The 17,585-nt window shown below is 57.9% G+C and carries 21 protein-coding genes; 6 read left to right on the forward strand and 15 right to left on the reverse strand.

The window, feature by feature from the left end; all coding sequences use genetic code 11:
• Positions 1 to 25: 25 nt before the first annotated feature.
• The 7 genes from cobA to FWJ25_RS01985 are packed head-to-tail and all read right to left on the reverse strand — an operon-like array spanning position 26 to position 5,818.
• Entirely contained in the window at positions 26 to 862 is an 837-nt protein-coding gene (gene cobA, locus FWJ25_RS01955) for a uroporphyrinogen-III C-methyltransferase (protein ID WP_149598560.1), read from the reverse strand.
• A gap of 11 nt (positions 863 to 873) precedes the next feature.
• Entirely contained in the window at positions 874 to 2,070 is a 1,197-nt protein-coding gene (gene nirJ, locus FWJ25_RS01960; protein ID WP_149598561.1) for a heme d1 biosynthesis radical SAM protein NirJ, read from the reverse strand.
• Between the two features lie 13 nt (positions 2,071 to 2,083).
• Positions 2,084 to 2,617: a siroheme decarboxylase subunit beta gene (ahbB, locus tag FWJ25_RS01965; RefSeq protein WP_188093545.1), complete on the reverse strand. Its 534-nt coding sequence runs from the start codon at positions 2,615 to 2,617 to the stop codon at positions 2,084 to 2,086.
• Positions 2,592 to 3,083 carry an Lrp/AsnC family transcriptional regulator gene (locus FWJ25_RS01970; protein WP_149598562.1) on the reverse strand — a complete coding sequence of 164 codons (492 nt, stop codon included), beginning with the start codon at positions 3,081 to 3,083 and terminating at the stop codon, positions 2,592 to 2,594. Before FWJ25_RS01970 ends, ahbB (FWJ25_RS01965) begins: the two co-directional genes overlap by 26 nt.
• Positions 3,067 to 3,606 (reverse strand): siroheme decarboxylase subunit beta, encoded by a 540-nt coding sequence (gene ahbB / locus FWJ25_RS01975; RefSeq protein ID WP_149598563.1) that lies wholly within the window; start codon positions 3,604 to 3,606, stop codon positions 3,067 to 3,069. Before ahbB (FWJ25_RS01975) ends, FWJ25_RS01970 begins: the two co-directional genes overlap by 17 nt.
• Positions 3,603 to 4,067 carry an AsnC family transcriptional regulator gene (locus tag FWJ25_RS01980; RefSeq protein ID WP_149598564.1) on the reverse strand — a complete coding sequence of 155 codons (465 nt, stop codon included), beginning with the start codon at positions 4,065 to 4,067 and terminating at the stop codon, positions 3,603 to 3,605. Before FWJ25_RS01980 ends, ahbB (FWJ25_RS01975) begins: the two co-directional genes overlap by 4 nt.
• Positions 4,068 to 4,093: 26 nt before the next feature.
• Positions 4,094 to 5,818, reverse strand: a complete 1,725-nt coding sequence (locus FWJ25_RS01985; protein ID WP_149598565.1) for a nitrite reductase — start codon at positions 5,816 to 5,818, stop codon at positions 4,094 to 4,096.
• 223 nt (positions 5,819 to 6,041) lie between these two features.
• On the opposite strand from FWJ25_RS01985, the gene FWJ25_RS01990 reads away from it, so the two are divergent.
• From FWJ25_RS01990 to FWJ25_RS02010, 5 genes are all read left to right on the forward strand, one after another.
• Positions 6,042 to 6,389 (forward strand): c-type cytochrome, encoded by a 348-nt coding sequence (locus tag FWJ25_RS01990; RefSeq protein ID WP_149599045.1) that lies wholly within the window; start codon positions 6,042 to 6,044, stop codon positions 6,387 to 6,389.
• Positions 6,390 to 6,510: 121 nt separating this feature from the next.
• Positions 6,511 to 7,662, forward strand: coding sequence for a cytochrome D1 domain-containing protein (locus tag FWJ25_RS01995; protein WP_149599046.1), 1,152 nt, complete (start codon positions 6,511 to 6,513; stop codon positions 7,660 to 7,662).
• On the forward strand, positions 7,652 to 8,422 hold the full coding sequence (locus FWJ25_RS02000; protein ID WP_188093546.1) for a PhnD/SsuA/transferrin family substrate-binding protein: 771 nt from the start codon (positions 7,652 to 7,654) through the stop codon (positions 8,420 to 8,422). Before FWJ25_RS01995 ends, FWJ25_RS02000 begins: the two co-directional genes overlap by 11 nt.
• The gene (locus FWJ25_RS02005) at positions 8,419 to 9,207 is read left to right on the forward strand and encodes a CbbQ/NirQ/NorQ/GpvN family protein (protein ID WP_149598567.1); all 789 of its coding nucleotides are present in this window, start codon (positions 8,419 to 8,421) and stop codon (positions 9,205 to 9,207) included. The genes FWJ25_RS02000 and FWJ25_RS02005 overlap by 4 nt, the downstream gene beginning before the upstream one ends.
• Positions 9,173 to 9,547 carry a hypothetical protein gene (locus FWJ25_RS02010; protein WP_149598568.1) on the forward strand — a complete coding sequence of 125 codons (375 nt, stop codon included), beginning with the start codon at positions 9,173 to 9,175 and terminating at the stop codon, positions 9,545 to 9,547. Before FWJ25_RS02005 ends, FWJ25_RS02010 begins: the two co-directional genes overlap by 35 nt.
• A gap of 173 nt (positions 9,548 to 9,720) precedes the next feature.
• Here the strand turns inward: FWJ25_RS02010 and FWJ25_RS02015 are convergent, their stop codons facing one another.
• Genes FWJ25_RS02015 through FWJ25_RS02040 form a run of 6 tightly spaced genes read right to left on the reverse strand, consistent with a single transcriptional unit; the run spans position 9,721 to position 15,273 of the window.
• Positions 9,721 to 9,960: a cytochrome C oxidase subunit IV family protein gene (locus FWJ25_RS02015; RefSeq protein WP_149598569.1), complete on the reverse strand. Its 240-nt coding sequence runs from the start codon at positions 9,958 to 9,960 to the stop codon at positions 9,721 to 9,723.
• Positions 9,961 to 9,972: 12 nt separating this feature from the next.
• The gene (locus tag FWJ25_RS02020; RefSeq protein WP_149598570.1) at positions 9,973 to 10,551 is read right to left on the reverse strand and encodes a cytochrome c oxidase subunit 3; all 579 of its coding nucleotides are present in this window, start codon (positions 10,549 to 10,551) and stop codon (positions 9,973 to 9,975) included.
• A gap of 2 nt (positions 10,552 to 10,553) precedes the next feature.
• Complete coding sequence (locus FWJ25_RS02025) at positions 10,554 to 12,377, reverse strand: nitric oxide reductase activation protein NorD (protein ID WP_149598571.1); 1,824 nt, start codon at positions 12,375 to 12,377, stop codon at positions 10,554 to 10,556.
• Positions 12,378 to 12,389: 12 nt separating this feature from the next.
• Complete coding sequence (locus tag FWJ25_RS02030) at positions 12,390 to 13,340, reverse strand: 4Fe-4S binding protein (RefSeq protein WP_149598572.1); 951 nt, start codon at positions 13,338 to 13,340, stop codon at positions 12,390 to 12,392.
• Between the two features lie 57 nt (positions 13,341 to 13,397).
• Complete coding sequence (locus tag FWJ25_RS02035) at positions 13,398 to 14,813, reverse strand: cbb3-type cytochrome c oxidase subunit I (protein ID WP_149598573.1); 1,416 nt, start codon at positions 14,811 to 14,813, stop codon at positions 13,398 to 13,400.
• A 10-nt stretch (positions 14,814 to 14,823) separates the two neighbouring features.
• Positions 14,824 to 15,273 (reverse strand): c-type cytochrome, encoded by a 450-nt coding sequence (locus FWJ25_RS02040; protein ID WP_149598574.1) that lies wholly within the window; start codon positions 15,271 to 15,273, stop codon positions 14,824 to 14,826.
• Positions 15,274 to 15,463: 190 nt separating this feature from the next.
• Between FWJ25_RS02040 and FWJ25_RS02045 the strand changes: the two genes are divergently transcribed.
• Positions 15,464 to 16,381, forward strand: a complete 918-nt coding sequence (locus FWJ25_RS02045) for an AEC family transporter (RefSeq protein WP_149598575.1) — start codon at positions 15,464 to 15,466, stop codon at positions 16,379 to 16,381.
• On the opposite strand, the gene FWJ25_RS02050 is transcribed toward FWJ25_RS02045, so the two are convergent.
• Both FWJ25_RS02050 and cadR read right to left on the reverse strand, forming a co-directional pair.
• On the reverse strand, positions 16,378 to 17,025 hold the full coding sequence (locus FWJ25_RS02050; RefSeq protein WP_149598576.1) for a cation efflux transmembrane domain-containing protein: 648 nt from the start codon (positions 17,023 to 17,025) through the stop codon (positions 16,378 to 16,380). The genes FWJ25_RS02045 and FWJ25_RS02050 overlap by 4 nt on opposite strands.
• Positions 17,026 to 17,079: 54 nt before the next feature.
• Complete coding sequence (cadR, locus tag FWJ25_RS02055) at positions 17,080 to 17,562, reverse strand: Cd(II)/Pb(II)-responsive transcriptional regulator (protein WP_149598577.1); 483 nt, start codon at positions 17,560 to 17,562, stop codon at positions 17,080 to 17,082.
• Positions 17,563 to 17,585: the final 23 nt, after the last annotated feature.

The following is a 17,585-nucleotide window of genomic DNA, read 5'->3' on the forward strand; positions in this document are numbered from 1 at the left end:
TTGTTTGGGTTCCATCCGGCTGACATCAGGCCTGTTGTGTCAGTGCGCTGTCCCAGCCTGCCTGCGAGGGACGGGCCAGCTTGTTGGCTAGTTGCACGACTTCGCCGACGATGATCAGGGTCGGCGGCTGGAAGTCTTCCTGGCGGATAGTGTCCTCAAGGTTTTCCAGTGTGGTGACGGTCATGTGTTGCAATGGCGTTGTTCCTCGTTCCACCAAGGCGACAGGACAATCGCCGTTCAGACCATGGGCGGTGAGCTCCCTGACGATGGTGGGCGCATTATGCAGGCCCATGTAGAACACCCGGGTCTGTCCCGGCGCAGCCAGTACGGACCAGTTAAGTTCAAGGGACTGGTCGGCCTTCCGGTGCCCGGTCACAAACGTCACGCTCTGGGAATAATCCCGGTGTGTGAGGGGAATACCGCAGTATGAGGCACAGCCTGCGGCGGAGGTGATGCCAGGCACCACCTGAAAATCCACATCGTTATCTACCAGGAACTCGGCTTCTTCACCGCCGCGGCCGAAAATATAAGGGTCACCTCCTTTCAGGCGTACGACACGCCTTTGTTTCATGGCCAGTTGAACCAGAAGCTCGTTGGTCTGATCCTGAGGTACGTAATGGCAGCCGCTGGCTTTGCCGACGTGGATTCGTTCTGCCCCTGGGTTCACCAGCTCCATGATCTGGGGTGAAACCAGCCGGTCGTAAACCACAGCGTCTGATTGCTGAATGAGCATCAGGGCGCGCAGGGTCAATAACCCCGGGTCGCCTGGGCCGGCACCGACAATAGCCACTTCGCCCGGGCGCAGTGGTTGCTCAGCCAACTGGAACTCGACCAGGCACTTCTTCCGTTGAATAGGGGACATGTCGCAGTTCCTCACAGGTTGTTGACCGGGATTTCGACGGCGGCTGCGGCAATCCGTCTGGGTACTTCCGCAACACCAATCTCCTCATTGGTGAGGTAGCAGCCGGGGTCTTCTTCCCAGAAGTCGCCGGAGACGTTGTAGGCCCGGACACGGGTGTTGCCGTTGCAGATAGTCAGGTAACGGCAGTCTGCACATCGGCCCTTCACCGGACGCGGGCTCTGGCGGAAGCCCTGCATCAGTCCGTCGGTCGTCCCGGACCAGATCTTCGAGAACGGTGTCTGCCGTACATTGCCCAGGTCGTAGTTCCACCAGAAGGTGTCCGGATGCACGACGCCCAGGTTGTCGATGTTGGCGATATTGACGCCGGAGGCGTTGCCGCCCCAGTTTTCAAGGCGCTGCGCGAGTGCCGGAACCTGATCCGGGTAGTGCTGCTGCGCCCACTGCAGAAGGAAGGGGCCATCGGCATCGTTATTGCCGGTTACGTACTCACGCTGAATGCCTCGCTTCAGTTCGTCGTGGCAGTGATCAAACAGCAGGGTCATGGCCTCGCGGGTCATGTCGTACCAGGCATCGCGTTTACGGTTACGGCCGCCGCGGCCGGAGTAGTTCAGGTGGGACAGATAGAACTTGTCGATGTCGTGCTCGTCGAGCAGGTCCAGGATATCCGGTAGTTGCCGGAAGTTATCCTGAGTCAGAGTGAAACGCAGGCCCACCTTGATGCCGGCCTGTTTGCAAAGGCGCACGGCTTCCATCGAGGCGGCGAATGCGCCCTGTTTCTGGCGGAATTCATCGTGGGTCTTTTCCAGACCATCAATACTGATGCCGACATAGTCGTAACCTGCCTGGGCGATCTGATCGATATTGTCTTCATTGATCAGGGTGCCATTGGTGGACAGGCCAACATAGAATCCCAAATCCCGGGCGCGGGCCGAGATGTCGAAGATGTCGGGCCGCATCAGGGGCTCCCCTCCGGACAGGATCAGCACCGGAACACCGAACTCTTTGAGGTCGTCCATCACGGTGTAGACTTCCCGGGTGTCCAGTTCACCCTTGAAGTCGATGTCTGCAGAGATCGAGTAGCAGTGTTTGCAGGTGAGGTTGCACCGGCGGATCAGATTCCAGATAACCACCGGTCCTTTGGGTTTCGGGACAGGACGCACCGGGGTGGGGTGCATCAGGCTCTCTATATACCGTGTCATTCGAAACATAGTGATTCTCTCTTCAGGAGCCGTCTTTTTTTAATCGCAGTCCGGTCTTTTTCAGGATCGCCGAACTGTACAGAATGGTGTTGCCATGGCAGTCCTCTCCCAGGACATCGCGGATGAGACCGGCTTTCTTTTCCACTTCCTCACGGCTGGTGCCATGGACCATGGCAAACAGGTTGTAGGACCAGTAGGGCAGGTGTCGGGGGCGGCGGTAGCAGTGGCTGACGAAAGGTAGGTTGCCCACCAACTGTCCGAGGCGTCCGATCGCTTCATCCTTCACATCCCAGACTGTCATACCGTTGAAGCGATACCCCAGGCGGTAGTGATTGGGGACTGCCGCCACCCTGCGCACAACACCCATTTCCTGCATACGCTGGAAGCGGGCGAGCACTTCGTCGGCGGGCATACCGAGTTGTTGACCAAGCGCTTGCCAAGGGTCGGGCACCAACGGCAAACCGCCTTGGGTCGCCAGGATCAACTGCCGATCCCTGTCGCAAAGCACGTAATTGTCAACATGGGGTGCGTCAGATTTTAAAGTGGAGACGGACATGGAACTCCTCCTCCTTGGGCATGTTGTAGACCGGGAAACCGGTGGTTTCCTCAATCTGGCGAAGAACTTCGTCGACGCCTTCGGGGGTTTCGGTTGCCACCACAAACCACATGTTCAGTTCGTGTTCGCGCCGGTAGTTGTGGGCAACTTCGTCAAATGCGTTGACTTGCCCGACAACTCTGTCGAACGTCTCTTCAGGCACTCGCATCGCCACCAGCGACAGACCACCCCCCATTTCTCCAGCGTGGAACATAGGGCCAAAGCGGCTCAGTATGCGGCGATCCAGCAGCGATTTAAGGGTATCGAGCAGGGCTTGTTCAGAGGTGCCCAGTTCCTCAGCAACGGCAGCATAGGGGTGGCGAACCATTGGCAGTCCGTGTTGCAGGCGGTTGATAATCTTGCGCTCAAGATCGCTGAAATCCGGTATTTCAATGTTTCCGATGGCTCGTTCAGTCATTACTGACATACCGCCCTCCACATTGCCGGTAGGCCTTTGTGCTGAACAGTACCGCGTGGGGGAAGGCTTCCAGATGGGCACTGGCAATCAGGTTGTCGATCTGGGCCAGAACCCGTTGGCGGTCAACTCCATGGATCATGCAGAACAGGTTGTAGGGCCAGTCCGGTAGCCGGCGTGGCCGTTGATAGCACAGGGTTACGAAAGGTGCTCCGGAGATGGTCTCTGCAACGGAGCGGAGCCAGCTATCTGGAACGTCCCACACCACCATCGCGTTGGCGGTATAGCCCAGCGTCCGGTGTTTTACTACCAGGCCCAGACGCTTGATCAACCCCTGGGCCTGCCATTGATCAACAGCGGTCATGACTTCCTGTTCAGTCAGTCCGGTTTGTTCTGCGAGGGTCAGGTAAGGGCGGGGCGTGAGCGGTAACCCCTTTTCCAGGTGCTGTCGCAGTCTGAGCAATCCCCAGGCGCTGATGGCGCCCCGGCCTGATATCTCTGGCACCACCGCCAGGTAGTCGGTGGAAGTGTTCATGCCAGAGCCTCCCAATCAATATCGAAACCCAGATCGATGTGGTACTGCGCCACCATGGGCAATCTGAGCATGGGTAACCGGAGCTGGTGTTCCAGCTCGTCCAGGCGCTCGTCGAGGGTGTCCTCATCGGGCGCGGTCATGACGAACCAGAGATTGTAGGTGTGCTCGCGGGCGTAGTTATGATTGACACCCGGAGCACGGTTGATGCGGGCGGCCACCAGATCCTGCTGCTCCGGCGGTGCTGCCACCGCTGCAAGGATGCTGGCGCCAGCCCGATGGTGTTCGAACACCGGCCCGACCCGGCTGATCACGTGGTGATTCCGGAGTGACTGCAGGCGATCAATAACCTCTTCCTCCGGGATGTCCAGTCGCCTGGCCATCTCCTGATAGGGACGCTCGCAAACAGACAGATCCCGCTGGTACAGGTTGATCAGTTGCTTGTCAGTAGTATCCAGTCTCATGGGTTTTTCCTCCGGGCCGGATCCGATCAGTACACGTCGTGCTGAGTGTTGTAGACGTTGAACTTGCCGGTTGGTGTTACCAGCCGCTCGTCCTTGATCACTGTTTTCAGCTTACGTGTCTTGTCATCCACAACCACGATGGCAGATTTCTGGTCTTTGGCGTTCCATACGGAGAACCAGACCTCATCGCCTGCCAGGTTGTACTCCGGTTGCACGACCCGCTTGGGACCTTCACCTACGTCTGCCCACTCTGCGATTGGCAGAACCTCGTAACCGCCTTCCAGATTGTCGACGTTAAACACCGCTACGCTCTGGCTGACGGCTTCCGCTGGGTTCAGCGCAGTGTCCACGTAGAGGTTCTTGGACTTGGGATGGGTTTTAATGAACAGGGAACCACCGCCCTGGCCATCCAACGTGCGTACCACCTTCCATGCACTGTCCGGATGACCATCAGGGTCAGTGCCGATCAGTTGAATGGTATGGTCGCCCAGGTGGCTGGTTGCCCAGACCGGTCCAAACTTCGGATCAACAAAATTGGCGCCACGACCCGGGTGAGGAATCTTGCCGACGTCGACAAGGGCTTCCAGGTTTCGGTCCTTGGAGTCCACCACCGCAATTTTGTTGGACTGGTTCGCTGCGGTCATGAAGTACCGCATGCTGCTGTCCCAGCCACCGTCATGCAGAAAGCGGGCAGCGTCAATGGAGGTGATGTCCATGTTGTCCAGATCTTCGTAGTTCACCAGCATGATCTTGCCGGTTTCCTTCACGTTGACGATGAACTCGGGGTTTTCGTGGGAAGCAACGATGGCGGCAACACGAGGCTCAGGATGATATTCCTGGGTATCCACGGTCATGCCCCGGGTGCCCACGATCTTCTTCGGCTCCAGAGTCTCACCATCCATGATCACGAACTGCGGTGGCCAGTAGGTGCCGGCGATCGCGAATTTGTCCTCGTAGCCTTTGTACTTCGATGTCTCTACCGAGCGAGCCTCCATGCCGACTTTAATCTTGGCAACGGTATCCGGCTCTTCCATCCACAGGTCGACCATGTTGATCAGGGCATCCCGCCCGATGACGAACAGGTAGCGGCCTGACGCAGACATCCGGGAAATATGCACCGCATAGCCGGTGGGAATGATCTTCGCGATCTTGTGGGTGTCGCCATCGATCAGCGCAATCTGGCCGGCATCTCGCAGGGTCACGCTGAACAGGTTCTTCAGGTTGAGATCGTTGAGTTGCTTCTTGGGACGATCCTCTGGTGGAACGATCACTTCCCAGGTGGCCTTCATATCCGCGAGGCTGAATTCGGGCGGTTGAGGTGGCTCGTGCATGACGTACTTGGCCATCAGTTCCACTTCGTCTTCGGTCAGGTCACCGGATGTACCCCAGTTCGGCATACCCGCGGGCGAGCCATAAGTAATGAAGGCCTTGAGGTAGTCGATGCCGCGCTCCTGAGTAATGTCTGGAGTCAGCGGCTTACCGGTCGCGCCTTTACGGAGTACGCCGTGGCAGCCCGCGCAGCGCTGGAAATAGATCTCCTTGGCTTTTTCGAACTCCGCATCTGTCAGGTCGGGAGCACCGGGGGAGCGGACGATCCGGGCTGATTCAGGCTCGACCGCGCTGGGTGCTCCTTCATAGGCGGTACTGGAAGGATCGGGATTCTTGGGGGCGGCCTGGGCTGTAAGCACGCTGAACGATGCGACAGCGGCAGCCAGTGCCAGTGGTTGAAATAGTTTGCTGGTTACTCTCATCAGGTCTCTCTCCTTGGATTAAAGAGTCCCTGTAGGTTTCGCCTCTTTGAGCCCGCAAACATTGATTTTTATCAGAGAGTGGCTGTTTGTTGGCCGTCTACCCGAAAAGGGGTATGCCAAATGATTCCTTGTGTTCGCTATGGTGGTTAACCAATATCAAGGTTGAAGAAATCCGGCGTTGCGAGGATGCGGAAAAGCCTTGGGAGGCGAGCAGACTGTGCAGATGGTTGCGATTGTGAAGAGTGGTTTGGGTTACGGGTATGCCAGTGTGATCTGGACCCTGGCGATCAGTTTTTCAGCAGGGGCAATAGCGGACTCCCGATCCGAGTCTGAACTGGCCAATCTGGTACTTCAGGACTGTGGTTCATGCCATGGCATGACCCTCAAAGGCGGGCTGGGGCCTGCGCTCAGACCGGAGAATCTGGAGCAACGATCTGTCGACGCCATTGCCGCCATTATCCGTGAAGGGGTTCCGAAAACGGCGATGCCACCGTGGAAACCTCTGCTTACACCTGAAGAAATTGAATGGATCAGCCAGCAACTTAAAACTGGCAGCCTTGTCTCGAATTAAGTAACCAATTTGTCCAAAACCTGGAGGGCTGAGCGCCATGTACCTGATACGGAATTTCAGGGGCCTGCTGGCAGGAGTGATGCTGCTGACAGGGCTTATTGGTCTGGTGGGATGTCAGAGTATGGCAGAGAGCACGGGCGCGTTCGTGGCTCCGGCGTCGTTGATGGGTACTGGCGATCTCGGCCTGATCATCGAGCGGGCCACCGGCTCGGTGCTGGTGATTAATACCACTCAGCATAGCGTGCTGGGGCGCATTGAAGGGTTGGGTGACCTGTCTCATGCCTCGGTGGTCTATTCCCGTGATGGTCGGTACGGCTATGTGTTCGGGCGTGACGGTGGTCTATCCAAGGTGGACCTGCTGACAGGGGCCTTGGTCAACCGGGTGGTTCAGTCTGGCAACAGCATTGGTGGGGCAATTTCCCAGGATGGCCGTTATGTGGCCGTCTCGAACTATGAGCCCGGCGGCGTGAAGGTCTTCGACAGCGAAACCCTGGCGTTGGTGGTGGAAGTACCGGCGGTCTACGTCGGAAAAGACGGCGGGCCGGAACGCTCGAAAACCGTTGGGTTGGTGGATGCCCCGGGTAACAGGTTCATTTTCAGTCTGTTCGATGCCGGCCAGATCTGGACACTCGATATGGCGGAGCCAACCCCGCAGATCCACAGGCTTGAGGCGGGAGAAGCGCCCTATGACGCACTGATCACACCTGATGGCCGCTATTACATCGCCGGGCTCTTTGGCGAAGATGGGCTTTCCATGCTGGACCTCTGGCATCCCGAGTCGGGTGTAATCGAAATCCTGCCGGGTTATGGCAAGGGCGAACAGAAGCTGCCGGTATACAAAATGCCGCATCTTGAAGGCTGGGCGGTGGCCGATGGTCGCTCGTTTTTCCCGGCTGTGGGGCACCACCAGGTATTGGTCGCAGCCATGGATGACTGGTCGCTGCTGGAAAAGATTGATGTTCAGGGACAGCCGGTCTTCGTTATGGCCAGCCCGGATAACCGCCAGATCTGGGTCAGTTTTGCCCACCCCAGAAATGACGTGATTCAGGTCATCGACAGCGAGACCCTGGAAGTGATCAAAACCCTGGAGCCGGGCAAGGCTGTGCTGCACATGGAGTTTACGCCGAGGGGCGAGGAAGTCTGGGTGTCGGCGCGGGACAGTAACCGGGTGACGGTCTTTAGCACCCGTACCCTTGAACCGGTCAACGTGCTGGAAGCGGAGAAACCCAGCGGAATCTTCTTTACCAGCAGGGCCCAGACCCTTGGCCTCTGAGTTCGGCAAAGGAGCAATACTGGCCGGGTTGTTGGTTGGGCTGACGCTGGCTGTGTCGGCTGGAGCAGGCGCCAAGGGCGGTGAGTTGGTGATTTCTATTATCGCGCCGAATAAGACGTCGGTTGTGGCCCGCCAACGACTGACGGGCTATCTCCAGCGTGCAGGCTGCGAGGCCGAAGTGGTGATCGGCGATGAACCTGCCGGTGCGGGGCTGGTCTACCGACCGGGAATACCGCCTCCCGGAGAGGTTCCGCAGCTGGTGTCGGTGAACCGACTGGGCAAGTTGCCCCAGCCTGCCTGGATCAGCCGTCGTACCGCTGGTGTTCGGAGCCTGTCGGAGTTGGAAGGTCGGGATCTCGCCATTATCTCGGGGACGGATCCGGTGGGCAGACGGTTGCCTCTGGAGGCATTGGCGGAAGCCGGGGTAGTGCCGGCCCGGGACCAGCTCTATGAAACTGGTGATTACAGCTCGTCGCTCGGGCTGGTACTGCACAACAACACCCATGCGGCTGCTTCAGAAGCGGGGTTTGTGGACGAGATGCTGGAGCCGAATGATCTTGTGGTGATCTGGGCAGGAGAGCCCTTCACGTCTGGCGGCTGGTATCGGGGAACCGGATGGGATCTGGCCGGCGTGTTGTGTGAGGATGCCCTGGCGGCGATGAAGCGCTCTGATGATCGACAGATTTTTGCGGTTTTCCCGGAATGGGTTCATGGTTTTATCAGGCCTGAGGGCCTGGATTCAGAGGAAGTTTCCAAATGACGTTTTATCAACCGGTTGGCAACGAGATCGAACTGTTTCAGGCGGCGGCAGACAACGGCCTGCCCGTCCTGATCAAGGGCCCTACCGGCTGCGGCAAGACCCGGTTTGTCCGTTACATGGCCGAGAAGCTGAACCGGCCGGTGTATACCGTTGCCTGCCATGATGATCTGACCGCAGCGGATCTTGTCGGCCGCCACCTGATCGGCCCCGACGGTACCTACTGGCAGGATGGCCCTCTGACGCGGGCCGTTCGCGAAGGTGGGATCTGCTACCTTGATGAGGTGGTGGAAGCGAGGAAGGACACGACTGTGGTGCTTCACCCGCTGGCGGATGACCGTCGTGAGTTGCCAATTGAACGCACGGGAGAACTGCTCACGGCGGCCCCCGGATTCATGCTGGTGGTGTCCTACAACCCCGGTTACCAGAGCCTGCTGAAGGGTATGAAACCCAGTACCCGGCAACGTTTCGTGTCGCTGAGGTTTGATTACCCTTCAGAGCTTCAAGAGCAGGTTATTGTGGCAGAAGAGGCCGGATGTGACCGTGACCTGGCGGTCCAGTTGGTGAACCTTGCGTCTGCTTTGCGGAACCTGAAGGATCACGATCTGGAGGAAGCCGCGTCTACCAGGTTGCTGATTCACACGGCGATGATGATAAAAGCCGGTCTGCCTTCGCTGGATGCCGTTCGGGCGGGAATGATCGAGCCGCTGTCCGACGACGAGGCAACTGTGGCTGCACTCATGGAGGTGGTGTATGCGGTATTCGGGAGGCCGGGAGAAGGCCGCTAGCGGAGCTGTTGTTCCGGTTGTCTGGTATCTACTGAATTTGCTGGTGATTCCGGTTATCGGATTTGCCGTTCTTGCCTGGTTGTATATTCACCGGAGTGAGAACGGTGAGCTTCGGCAGGCTCATACACAGGCTGCGTTTTTCATGTCTGTCATCGGTGCTTTGCTTATCGGAGCGGGTGTGGCTTTGCCTTGGTTAGCGTTTGGCAATACCGGCCACTTCTGGACGTTCGCTCTGGTGTGGGCAATTGTCCTGCACACCGGGTTCGTGTTGTGGGGAATGGTTTCCCTCGCATTCGCCATGTCCGATAAGCCGCCGTTGTTTCCCTCTGTATTGCTGTAGCCTGACTGTCCAGGAGTTAGAGGCTTTGGAAAGGGCTGTCCAAAACCCGCTCCTTCGGCACGTCCATGTGACGCTTGAGCTCCGCCATCCATGGCTCCGCACAGTTTTGGACAGCCCTTTCCAAAACCTCTTTGCGAACTCTGTGCTTATCGCTTTACTGAGTGGTTTTCGTCTCAGCCCCAGATATGAAACCCTGCAATAACAGTGACTACAACCGGCGCCCAGCCTTGGGCTGCCAGTCGCCAGCCTGTTGGGGCTTTCCGCATCTCCATGAAGTGATCAACGAGTAGCATGGCTTTCACAATGATGAGTCCGAAAACCAGCCAAACCAGAAACTCGGGCCCCATCCCGGTCTGCATGGCAATGACGGGTAATGAGGTACAGATTATCAGAGTCAAATATATCGTCAGCATGTTGTGCCCTCCTTATGCCAGTACGTAGACCATCGGAAACAGCACCAGCCAGACCAGATCCACCATGTGCCAGTATGAGGCGCCGGATTCCATGCCGTTCATGTCGCTGCCGTCGTAGTCGCCGCGACCGACCTTTACCGCAAGCACGACCAGGATGATCTGGCCCAGCACCACGTGCATGAAGTGGAAGAAGGTCAGGAAGAAATAGAACATGAAGAAGGTATCAGTGCCGAGGTTGTAGCCAAGTCCGTACAGGTTGCCGTATTCCCAGAGCTTTCCGATGGTGTAGATGCTGGATATCGCGACGGCGAGCCAGAGTCTCAGGTGGCATCTCCGCTGCCCATGACGGAGTTGGTGGACGGCCGTGGCGACAAGATAGCTGGCGGTGATCAGGGCAGCGGTGTTGAGCAGGCCGATCCATGGGTGCAGCACTTCACGGCCGGCATGGAAGGTGGCCGGGTCGAGGCTGCGGGCGACGGTAAAGCCGATGAACAGGATGCCGAACACGGCCAGTTCGGCGAAGATGAACATCCAGACGGCGATGTCGCCGGGCAGGTGTCGGGTCTTGGTTTCTGCCGATGGAGTGCTCATGGTCACCTGGTCAGATTCAGATAGAGTTTTGGTAGCTGCAGAGGCAACTGTGCTGGATCCCGGATCACCACGTAGTTGTTGCTGCCAAAAACGTAGGGCAGGTATTCGCTGGCTTCGTCGTCGATGGTGACGCAGAAAGGAGTCAGGCCTGCTTTCAGGGCTTCCTGTACGGCCATACGGGTGTCTTCAACGCCATAGCGGCCCTCGTAGAGGTCAAGGTCGTTGGGTTTGCCGTCGGTGAGCAGGAGCAGGATTTTCTGGTGCTCGTGGCGGCTTTGCAGCACCCGTGTGGCCTGCCGGATCGCGGTGCCCATGCGGGTGTAGTAGCCGGGCTCAAGGGCCTGTATCCGGCCACGCACAGTAGCGGTGTAGGCTTCATCGAAGCCTTTAATGTGATGAAAGCGCACATGGTCCCTGCGCCGTGAGGAAAAGGCGAACAGGGCAAAGGGATCACGGCTGGCAGAGAGGGCTTCGCTGAGCAGTTGCAGGCCATCCCGGGCAACGTCGATGACCCGCTGGTGGTTGTTGATGTAGGACTCAGTGGACAGCGACACGTCGGCCAGTACCAGGCAGGCCAGGTCACGCTGACTCTGCTGGCAGCGCCGAAACAGCTTCTGGTCGATGGCGCCCTGGCGCTGGCGGTGCTGTACCGCTCGTTCCACGCAGGCATCCAGGTCCAGTTCTTCGCCTTCCACCTGGCGTCTTTGCCACTGTTTCAGTGGCTTCAGAGCGCTAAACTGCCGTTGCAGTCGTTTCGCCGGGCGTCGCAAAGGTTCCGGCAGTTCCGCTGCTGGTGCCTCCCGTGCCAGCATGGGTTGCAGGCAGCAAAATTTCTCCCGATAGCTCTGGCTGCGCCAGTCCCACTCCGGAAGGTGGATGCCGGGCCCGAGGCGAATATCGTCATTCTCTTCCGACGGCAGATCCAGGTCGAACTTGATGGAAGCGGAGGTATCGCTGCGGTCGCTTGAAACAGAAATCCTGTCCATGTCGTCGGCAACTGCTTCCGCGTCATCCTCTTCGGTATCGTCTCCGGCCCGGTCTACTGGTATGAACTCAGTCCAGGAAAAGAGGCTTTCCAACCGGAAGATCATCAACCCCTGGTCCCGGTCGAAGGATTCGACCCGTTCGGCCTGTCTACGTTTTCTTTTCTTCGGCACGCCTCCGGGGCTGGCCTGATTGCGATCGTCGTTGGTGATCTTGCCAGCGCTGCTACTGAGGTCCAACGCCGGGTAAAGCCAGAGGATAACCGGCCAGGGATCATTGGCGGCTTTAGGCAAGCGCTGGATGCTACCCGGATGAATCAGTGCCTGGCGTATGGCATCTTCCCGGGCGGCTTCGCCTTCGGGCAAATCATCTGGATGTGGTCGCCATTGTAATGCGTGGCTGACCAGCCGCTGATACATTCGTTCAAGCCCTGGCCAGCGGGCCAGGACAGATTCCACCATGGCCTGGTTATCGACAAACCAGTTGCCGCTCTCGGGGTGGGGAGAGGCTGCCAGTGCGGCCAACCAGAGGTACAGATCCCGGTTCAGCTCCCGGGCTGGAAAAAGAGCGATCCGTTCCGGCAAACGCAGGTTCTGTTCATCCCGCCACGCCAGTTCGAACTTCCGGTGGGTGCCGGCCAGTTTGTGGAGGAAGCGCCGGCGTAGTCTGAAATGCCTTGGTTCCGCAGTCACCAGACTCAGCGCCGGATCACCACCCAGTGCCCGGAACAGAATGCCGAGGTGGTGAGCTTCGTCTTTCAGGATGACAGCGTGCTCAGGGAATTCTCCCAGCGCCTGACGGGTGATGTATTCATGCCATTTGTAGCCAACCCATTCTTCCATATCGGCTCCTTGTCAGTCCCGTCGACCGGCTGGTTCGTTGCCCAGTTGCCGGACGGGAATCAGAACGGTCTGTCTGCTGGGTTTACCTGGTGCCCAGTGTAAGAGGCTACCTTCCGGGTTGTTTTTCTGAACTTCCCGGCAGGCGCTGACGCATTGCAGGCACTGGGTGCAGGTAAATTTGGCTCGTTTGTGGCTGCGGGTCGGCAGACGCATCGGGCAGGCTTCATCGCAGGCCTTGGTGCAGTCGCGGCAGGCGGCTGCACGTTCGGTATCAAAGGTCACCATCCGGCCCCGTCCATTGGTCATCCAGGCGATGCTCTGCACCACACCGAATGCACAGCCGTATTTGCAGAAAAGGTGGCGGGCAAACAGGAAATCCAGCGTAAAGAAAGTGGTGGCAACGGCCAGGAATACGGACGGGTAAAAGCCCATGTTTCCGGTGAACAGGTCGGTATAGAGCGGAATGGGTGGCAGCAGGTAAGACAGCATGGCCAGAGCCCAGGAAAAACCGATCAGAGCGCACACCAGAGTCAGGCAGGTCCAGTGAATCGCCTTGCCGCGGCGCCCTTTTTTAAGGGCTTCCCAGAGTGTCGGCCGGCCGGTGATCCGGGTCATCAGATGATTGATGGTTTCCACCACAGAGAAGTGTGGGCACAGCCAGCCACAGTAGATTCGTCCCCATTTCCAGGCAACCCAGAGAACACCGGGTACCAGCACAAGAATGGGCAGGATAAACCAGACCAGAATCTGGCTAGCAACATCGACCGGTGCACTTTGGGTAACCCAGTCCAGGTCGAGGTTAAAGGAGAGGGGGAATCCCAGAACAATAAATCGGGTTTCGGTCAGGTCGTAACGAAACAGGTTGAGTACCGGTGCAAGCAGGAACAGCGCGAAGAAGCTCGTGCGGGTGACCAATCGTTTGGTCTGTAGTCTGTCCTTCGGATTGATGGTTTGAGCTTGCATGGTGAAGGCCGGGTAATGGCAGGGTCGGGGAGTGTTCCCCGCCCTGCACAGTTAAGATCAGGCGTCTTCAGTGGCCGGGCCACGCACTTCCTCAGAAGGGGATGCCTGCCCCTTGATGAAGAAGCTTCCGAAGTACACCGCCAGACCACTCAGGAAGAAACAGCCAGCCACAAATCGCATCCAGTAGAACAGGGAGATGTGGTCCTGGGTTGCCATGAACGACAACGCCTGACCGCTCTCGGGGATACGCTGCAGCCACACCTGAAGGATGCCTGCGCCAGTCAGGAACAGGGTGATGAACACCATGGAAATGGTCATCAGCCAGAATCCCCACATCTCCAGTACCTGGGCGGTATTGCTATTGCCGTAGGGGCGGCCCCGCATAATGGGCATCGCGTAGGAAATGATGGTCAGCACGATCATCACGTAGGCGCCGTAGAAGGCCATGTGGCCATGGGCCGCAGTGATCTGGCTACCGTGGGTGTAGTAGTTCACCGGAGCGAGAGTGTGCAGGAAGCCCCACACGCCAGCGCCGAGGAACGCCATGACAGCGGTACCCATGGCCCAGAGCATTGCGGCCTTGTTCGGGTGGTTACGCCGGCGGCGGTTGATCATGTTGAAGGCAAACAGCACCATCATGAAGAATGGCAGCGGCTCGATGGCAGAGAACACGGAGCCCAGCCACAGCCAGTATTCCGGCGGCCCTATCCAGAAGAAGTGGTGACCGGTACCGATGATGCCGGAAATGAGGGCCATGGCGATGATGACATACAGCCATTTCTCGATCACTTCCCGGTCCACGCCGGTAATCTTGATCAGTACGTAGGCGAGGATAGCTCCCATAATCAGCTCCCAGACACCCTCAACCCAAAGGTGCACCACGAACCACCAGAAGTACTTGTCCAGGGTCAGGTTGCTCGGGTTGTAGAAGGAGAACAGCCACAGCGCTGCAAGGCCGACCAGGCCGGTGATGAGTACGATGTTGACCACCGTCTTGCGGCCCTTCAGGGCTGTCATCAGGATATTGAACAGGAACCCGACTGCCACAATGGCTATGCCTATTTTGGTAATGGTGGGCTGTTCAAGGAACTCCCGTCCCATGGTAGGCAGCAACTTGTTCATGGTGACGTCTGCCAGAGTGGCATAGTCCACGAAGAGATAGCCGAGGATGGTCAGGGTACCGGCAACGGCAAACACCCAGAACAGAATCCAGGCGAGCAGTGGGCTGTAGAGTTCGGTCTGGGCTTCTTCCGGCACCAGATAGTAGGTGGCACCCATGAAGCCGAACAGCAGCCAGACAATCAGCAGGTTGGTGTGCACCATCCGCGCGACGTTGAAGGGAATTTCCGGGAACAGGAAGTCACCCACAACGTACTGGAGCCCGAGCACCAGGCCAAACACAATCTGGCCGGCGAACAGGATCAGGGCAAAGATAAAGTAGGGCATGGCGACCCTTTGGGATTCATATCTCATATCAGTTCCCTCAGCCTTCGATATTGGGTGGCCAGTTGTTGTCGTCGATCTTGGAAGTCCACTCCAGGAATTCCGCCAGATCTTCAATTTCCTGATCCGTCAGGTTGAACTGCGGCATCTGCCGACGGCCCGGCACGTTGGTTGGCATGGCGTTCATCCAGGCGTTCATAAAGGACTTGAAGACTGCAGAGTCACCAGCACCGCGGCGGTCAAATACGTTGGCCAGTTCAGGGGCGAAGTAGGCCCCTTCTCCCATCAGCGTATGGCAGCCGATACAGTTGTTTTCTTCCCAGACGTGTTTGCCACGGACTACCTGCTCCGTAATCTGGTCCCGGTTATCTCGCTCGGGCATAGCCCGTGATTGGGTGTCAAAAGTCAGGGCCAGGAACAGAAGCACGAAGAAGGCACTGCCTCCCAGGTATATGTTCCTGGCCATGCTTTTGGTAAAGCGCTCGGCCATTGGTCTCTCTCCTTGGTCGTTTTGGAATACCTGACTACAGCACTAGGATATAAAGATTCATCTTGAATGCTGTTGATGATTGTCAAGCAAGACGGGCGATCTCACCATTGAGCTGGAGAGTTACCTCCGAAGGGATACTTGCTAGAATTTCCGCTCCAAACTCTACTCGTTTCTTCTGTCTGGAGCCCTGATGGCCGCTGCGTTGGCATTATTTCTAAAGCTGATTCCCCTCTACGTAACGGTCGCCCTGGGGTGGGTTGCCGGACGCTACCTGGAGGCGAGTGGGCGTCACATAGCCGGGATCATGCTTTACATCGTTACACCGTCCGTGGTGTTCTCCGGCGTGATGGCGGCACCGCTGACGGCGGAAGTTGTGCTGTTGCCGCTGCTCGTGTACGCCATCTGTACGGTCATGGGATTGGTTCATCTGAAACTGGCCAAAAAAGTCATCACGGATGGCAGTGCCAACATCATTCCCCTGAGCGTGGGAACGGGGAACACCGGGTACTTTGGTATCCCTGTGGCGTTGCTACTGTTCGGGCAGGAAGGGCTGGCGATCTATATCGTGTGTATGCTCGGAACAACCCTGTTCGAAAACTCTCTGGGTTTCTATCTGGCTGCCCGGGGGCGATACGAATTGCGGGATGCGGTGAAGCGGGTAGTGAGGTTGCCGGTTGTGTATGCGTTTCTGGCGGCGGTGGCTCTGAACCTGTCCGGTTTTCGCATTCCGGATATTTTTGTCCCGCTGTTTGATAATCTCCGAGGCGCCTACAGCGTCTTCGGCATGATGATAATCGGTATGGGTATCACGTCGTTCCGGGGACTGGCGGGCAACTATCGTTTTACTGGCATGGCGTTTTTCGGCAAATTTGTATCCTGGCCGTTGGTCGCTCTGCTGCTGTGGTGGCTGGATGCCAACGTGTTCGGCATCTATAGTTCCGCCGTGCATCAGGCCATATTCCTGATTTCCATTACGCCGATTGCCGCCAATACGGTGGTGATCGCGACACTTCTCGATATCGCCCCCCGGCAGGCAGCTGGAACGGCTTTGCTGAGCACGTTGTTCGCCCTGCTGTATATCCCGGTGATGGTATCGATTGCGTTCTAGTGGGCATTCTCCGTCGCCGGTGGAACGCGGCATGAACGGGCTTCTGTGATGTCCTTCCGGGCATGGCGGACAACGCTGACACCCGCGGTGACTGCCAGGGTTCCCATGATGGCCGCCACGATCAGATCCGGCCAGGCGCTGCCGGTGCCGAATACTCCTAAGGCGGCTCCCATAACCGCGATGTTGCTGATAGCGTCATTGCGACTGCATAACCACACGGAGCGCATGTCTGAATCCCCTTCACGGAACCTGAACAGTATTGCGGCTACGCCCACGTTGGCCGCCAGGGCCAGTAAGCCAACGGCGCCCATCGTCAGCGGTTCGGGTGTGATGCCGCTCTGAGCGACCCAGACCGCGCGGAACCAGACCACCAGACCAAACGTGGCCATAGTCAGGCCTTTCACAAAGGCTGCGCGCCCTCGCCATAGCATGCCCATAGACAGGACGCTCAGAGACAACAGGTAGTTCGCGCTGTCGCCGAAAAAGTCGATAGCATCCGCCATCAGCGAGACGGAGCCGGACTGCAGGCTGGCGAAACCTTCGACCAGAAACATGGCGAGATTGACTGCCAGGGCAATCCACAGAGCCTTGCGGAAGCCCGGAGCGGGAGATTTGGGTTCTGGGGCGGAGCAACTGCAGGCCATCGTATTCTCCTTGGTTCGACAGTCTGCATTTAAAACCCTGTAGTCGCTACAGGGTCAAGAGTGAGAGTCAGGTTTGGGGTGACCCTGTCCATGGGTCCCCGGGACATGGTTTTCGTTAGCGGGCTGATTGTCCTCGAGGGCTCCCAGCTCTGTCGCCAGGCCGCCGAGTATGCCGCATTCGCTCACGGTGCGGCCTTTCGTGCAGGCTGATTGCAGGCGCACAAGTGTCTGCTCCAGGCTTTTGAGTTCCCTGAGGCGCTCGCGAACGTGATCCAGATGCCTCGCCAGTAAAGCGTCCACATCGCTGCAGTCCGCCTCGGGTTGATCGGCAAGACGAATCAGTTCGCGAATCTCATCCTGGGCCATATCCAGATTCCGACAGCGCTTGATGAACAGCAGGCGATCCAGGTGCGCCTGACGATAGCTGCGATAGCCGCTGTGTTCACGATCGGGGTCCGGCAACAGGCCGATTTTTTCATAGTAACGGATGGTCTCAACCGGAATGCCCGCGGCTTTCGAGATGGCGCCAATTCTCAATGCTCACTCCTCCGGTGTCTCCG

The organism is Marinobacter salinexigens (assembly GCF_008370345.1).
Taxonomy (GTDB): Bacteria; Pseudomonadota; Gammaproteobacteria; order Pseudomonadales; family Oleiphilaceae; genus Marinobacter; species Marinobacter salinexigens.

Excerpts from the sequence above, each read along its gene's own strand:
- ahbB (WP_149598563.1), bottom strand. The coding sequence starts at position 3,606 with ATGAACACTTCCACCGACTACCTGGCGGTGGTGCCAGAGATATCAGGC.
- FWJ25_RS01970 (WP_149598562.1), bottom strand. The coding sequence starts at position 3,083 with ATGTCAGTAATGACTGAACGAGCCATCGGAAACATTGAAATACCGGAT.
- FWJ25_RS01990 (WP_149599045.1), top strand. The coding sequence starts at position 6,042 with ATGGTTGCGATTGTGAAGAGTGGTTTGGGTTACGGGTATGCCAGTGTG.
- FWJ25_RS02020 (WP_149598570.1), bottom strand. The coding sequence starts at position 10,551 with ATGAGCACTCCATCGGCAGAAACCAAGACCCGACACCTGCCCGGCGAC.
- ahbB (WP_188093545.1), bottom strand. The coding sequence starts at position 2,617 with ATGTCCGTCTCCACTTTAAAATCTGACGCACCCCATGTTGACAATTAC.
- FWJ25_RS02010 (WP_149598568.1), top strand. The coding sequence starts at position 9,173 with ATGCGGTATTCGGGAGGCCGGGAGAAGGCCGCTAGCGGAGCTGTTGTT.
- FWJ25_RS01995 (WP_149599046.1), top strand. The coding sequence starts at position 6,511 with ATGGCAGAGAGCACGGGCGCGTTCGTGGCTCCGGCGTCGTTGATGGGT.
- FWJ25_RS02045 (WP_149598575.1), top strand. The coding sequence starts at position 15,464 with ATGGCCGCTGCGTTGGCATTATTTCTAAAGCTGATTCCCCTCTACGTA.
- FWJ25_RS02030 (WP_149598572.1), bottom strand. The coding sequence starts at position 13,340 with ATGCAAGCTCAAACCATCAATCCGAAGGACAGACTACAGACCAAACGA.
- cobA (WP_149598560.1), bottom strand. The coding sequence starts at position 862 with ATGTCCCCTATTCAACGGAAGAAGTGCCTGGTCGAGTTCCAGTTGGCT.
- nirJ (WP_149598561.1), bottom strand. The coding sequence starts at position 2,070 with ATGTTTCGAATGACACGGTATATAGAGAGCCTGATGCACCCCACCCCG.
- FWJ25_RS02025 (WP_149598571.1), bottom strand. The coding sequence starts at position 12,377 with ATGGAAGAATGGGTTGGCTACAAATGGCATGAATACATCACCCGTCAG.
- FWJ25_RS02040 (WP_149598574.1), bottom strand. The coding sequence starts at position 15,273 with ATGGCCGAGCGCTTTACCAAAAGCATGGCCAGGAACATATACCTGGGA.
- FWJ25_RS01980 (WP_149598564.1), bottom strand. The coding sequence starts at position 4,067 with ATGAGACTGGATACTACTGACAAGCAACTGATCAACCTGTACCAGCGG.
- FWJ25_RS02005 (WP_149598567.1), top strand. The coding sequence starts at position 8,419 with ATGACGTTTTATCAACCGGTTGGCAACGAGATCGAACTGTTTCAGGCG.
- FWJ25_RS02035 (WP_149598573.1), bottom strand. The coding sequence starts at position 14,813 with ATGAGATATGAATCCCAAAGGGTCGCCATGCCCTACTTTATCTTTGCC.
- FWJ25_RS01985 (WP_149598565.1), bottom strand. The coding sequence starts at position 5,818 with ATGAGAGTAACCAGCAAACTATTTCAACCACTGGCACTGGCTGCCGCT.
- FWJ25_RS02050 (WP_149598576.1), bottom strand. The coding sequence starts at position 17,025 with ATGGCCTGCAGTTGCTCCGCCCCAGAACCCAAATCTCCCGCTCCGGGC.
- FWJ25_RS02015 (WP_149598569.1), bottom strand. The coding sequence starts at position 9,960 with ATGCTGACGATATATTTGACTCTGATAATCTGTACCTCATTACCCGTC.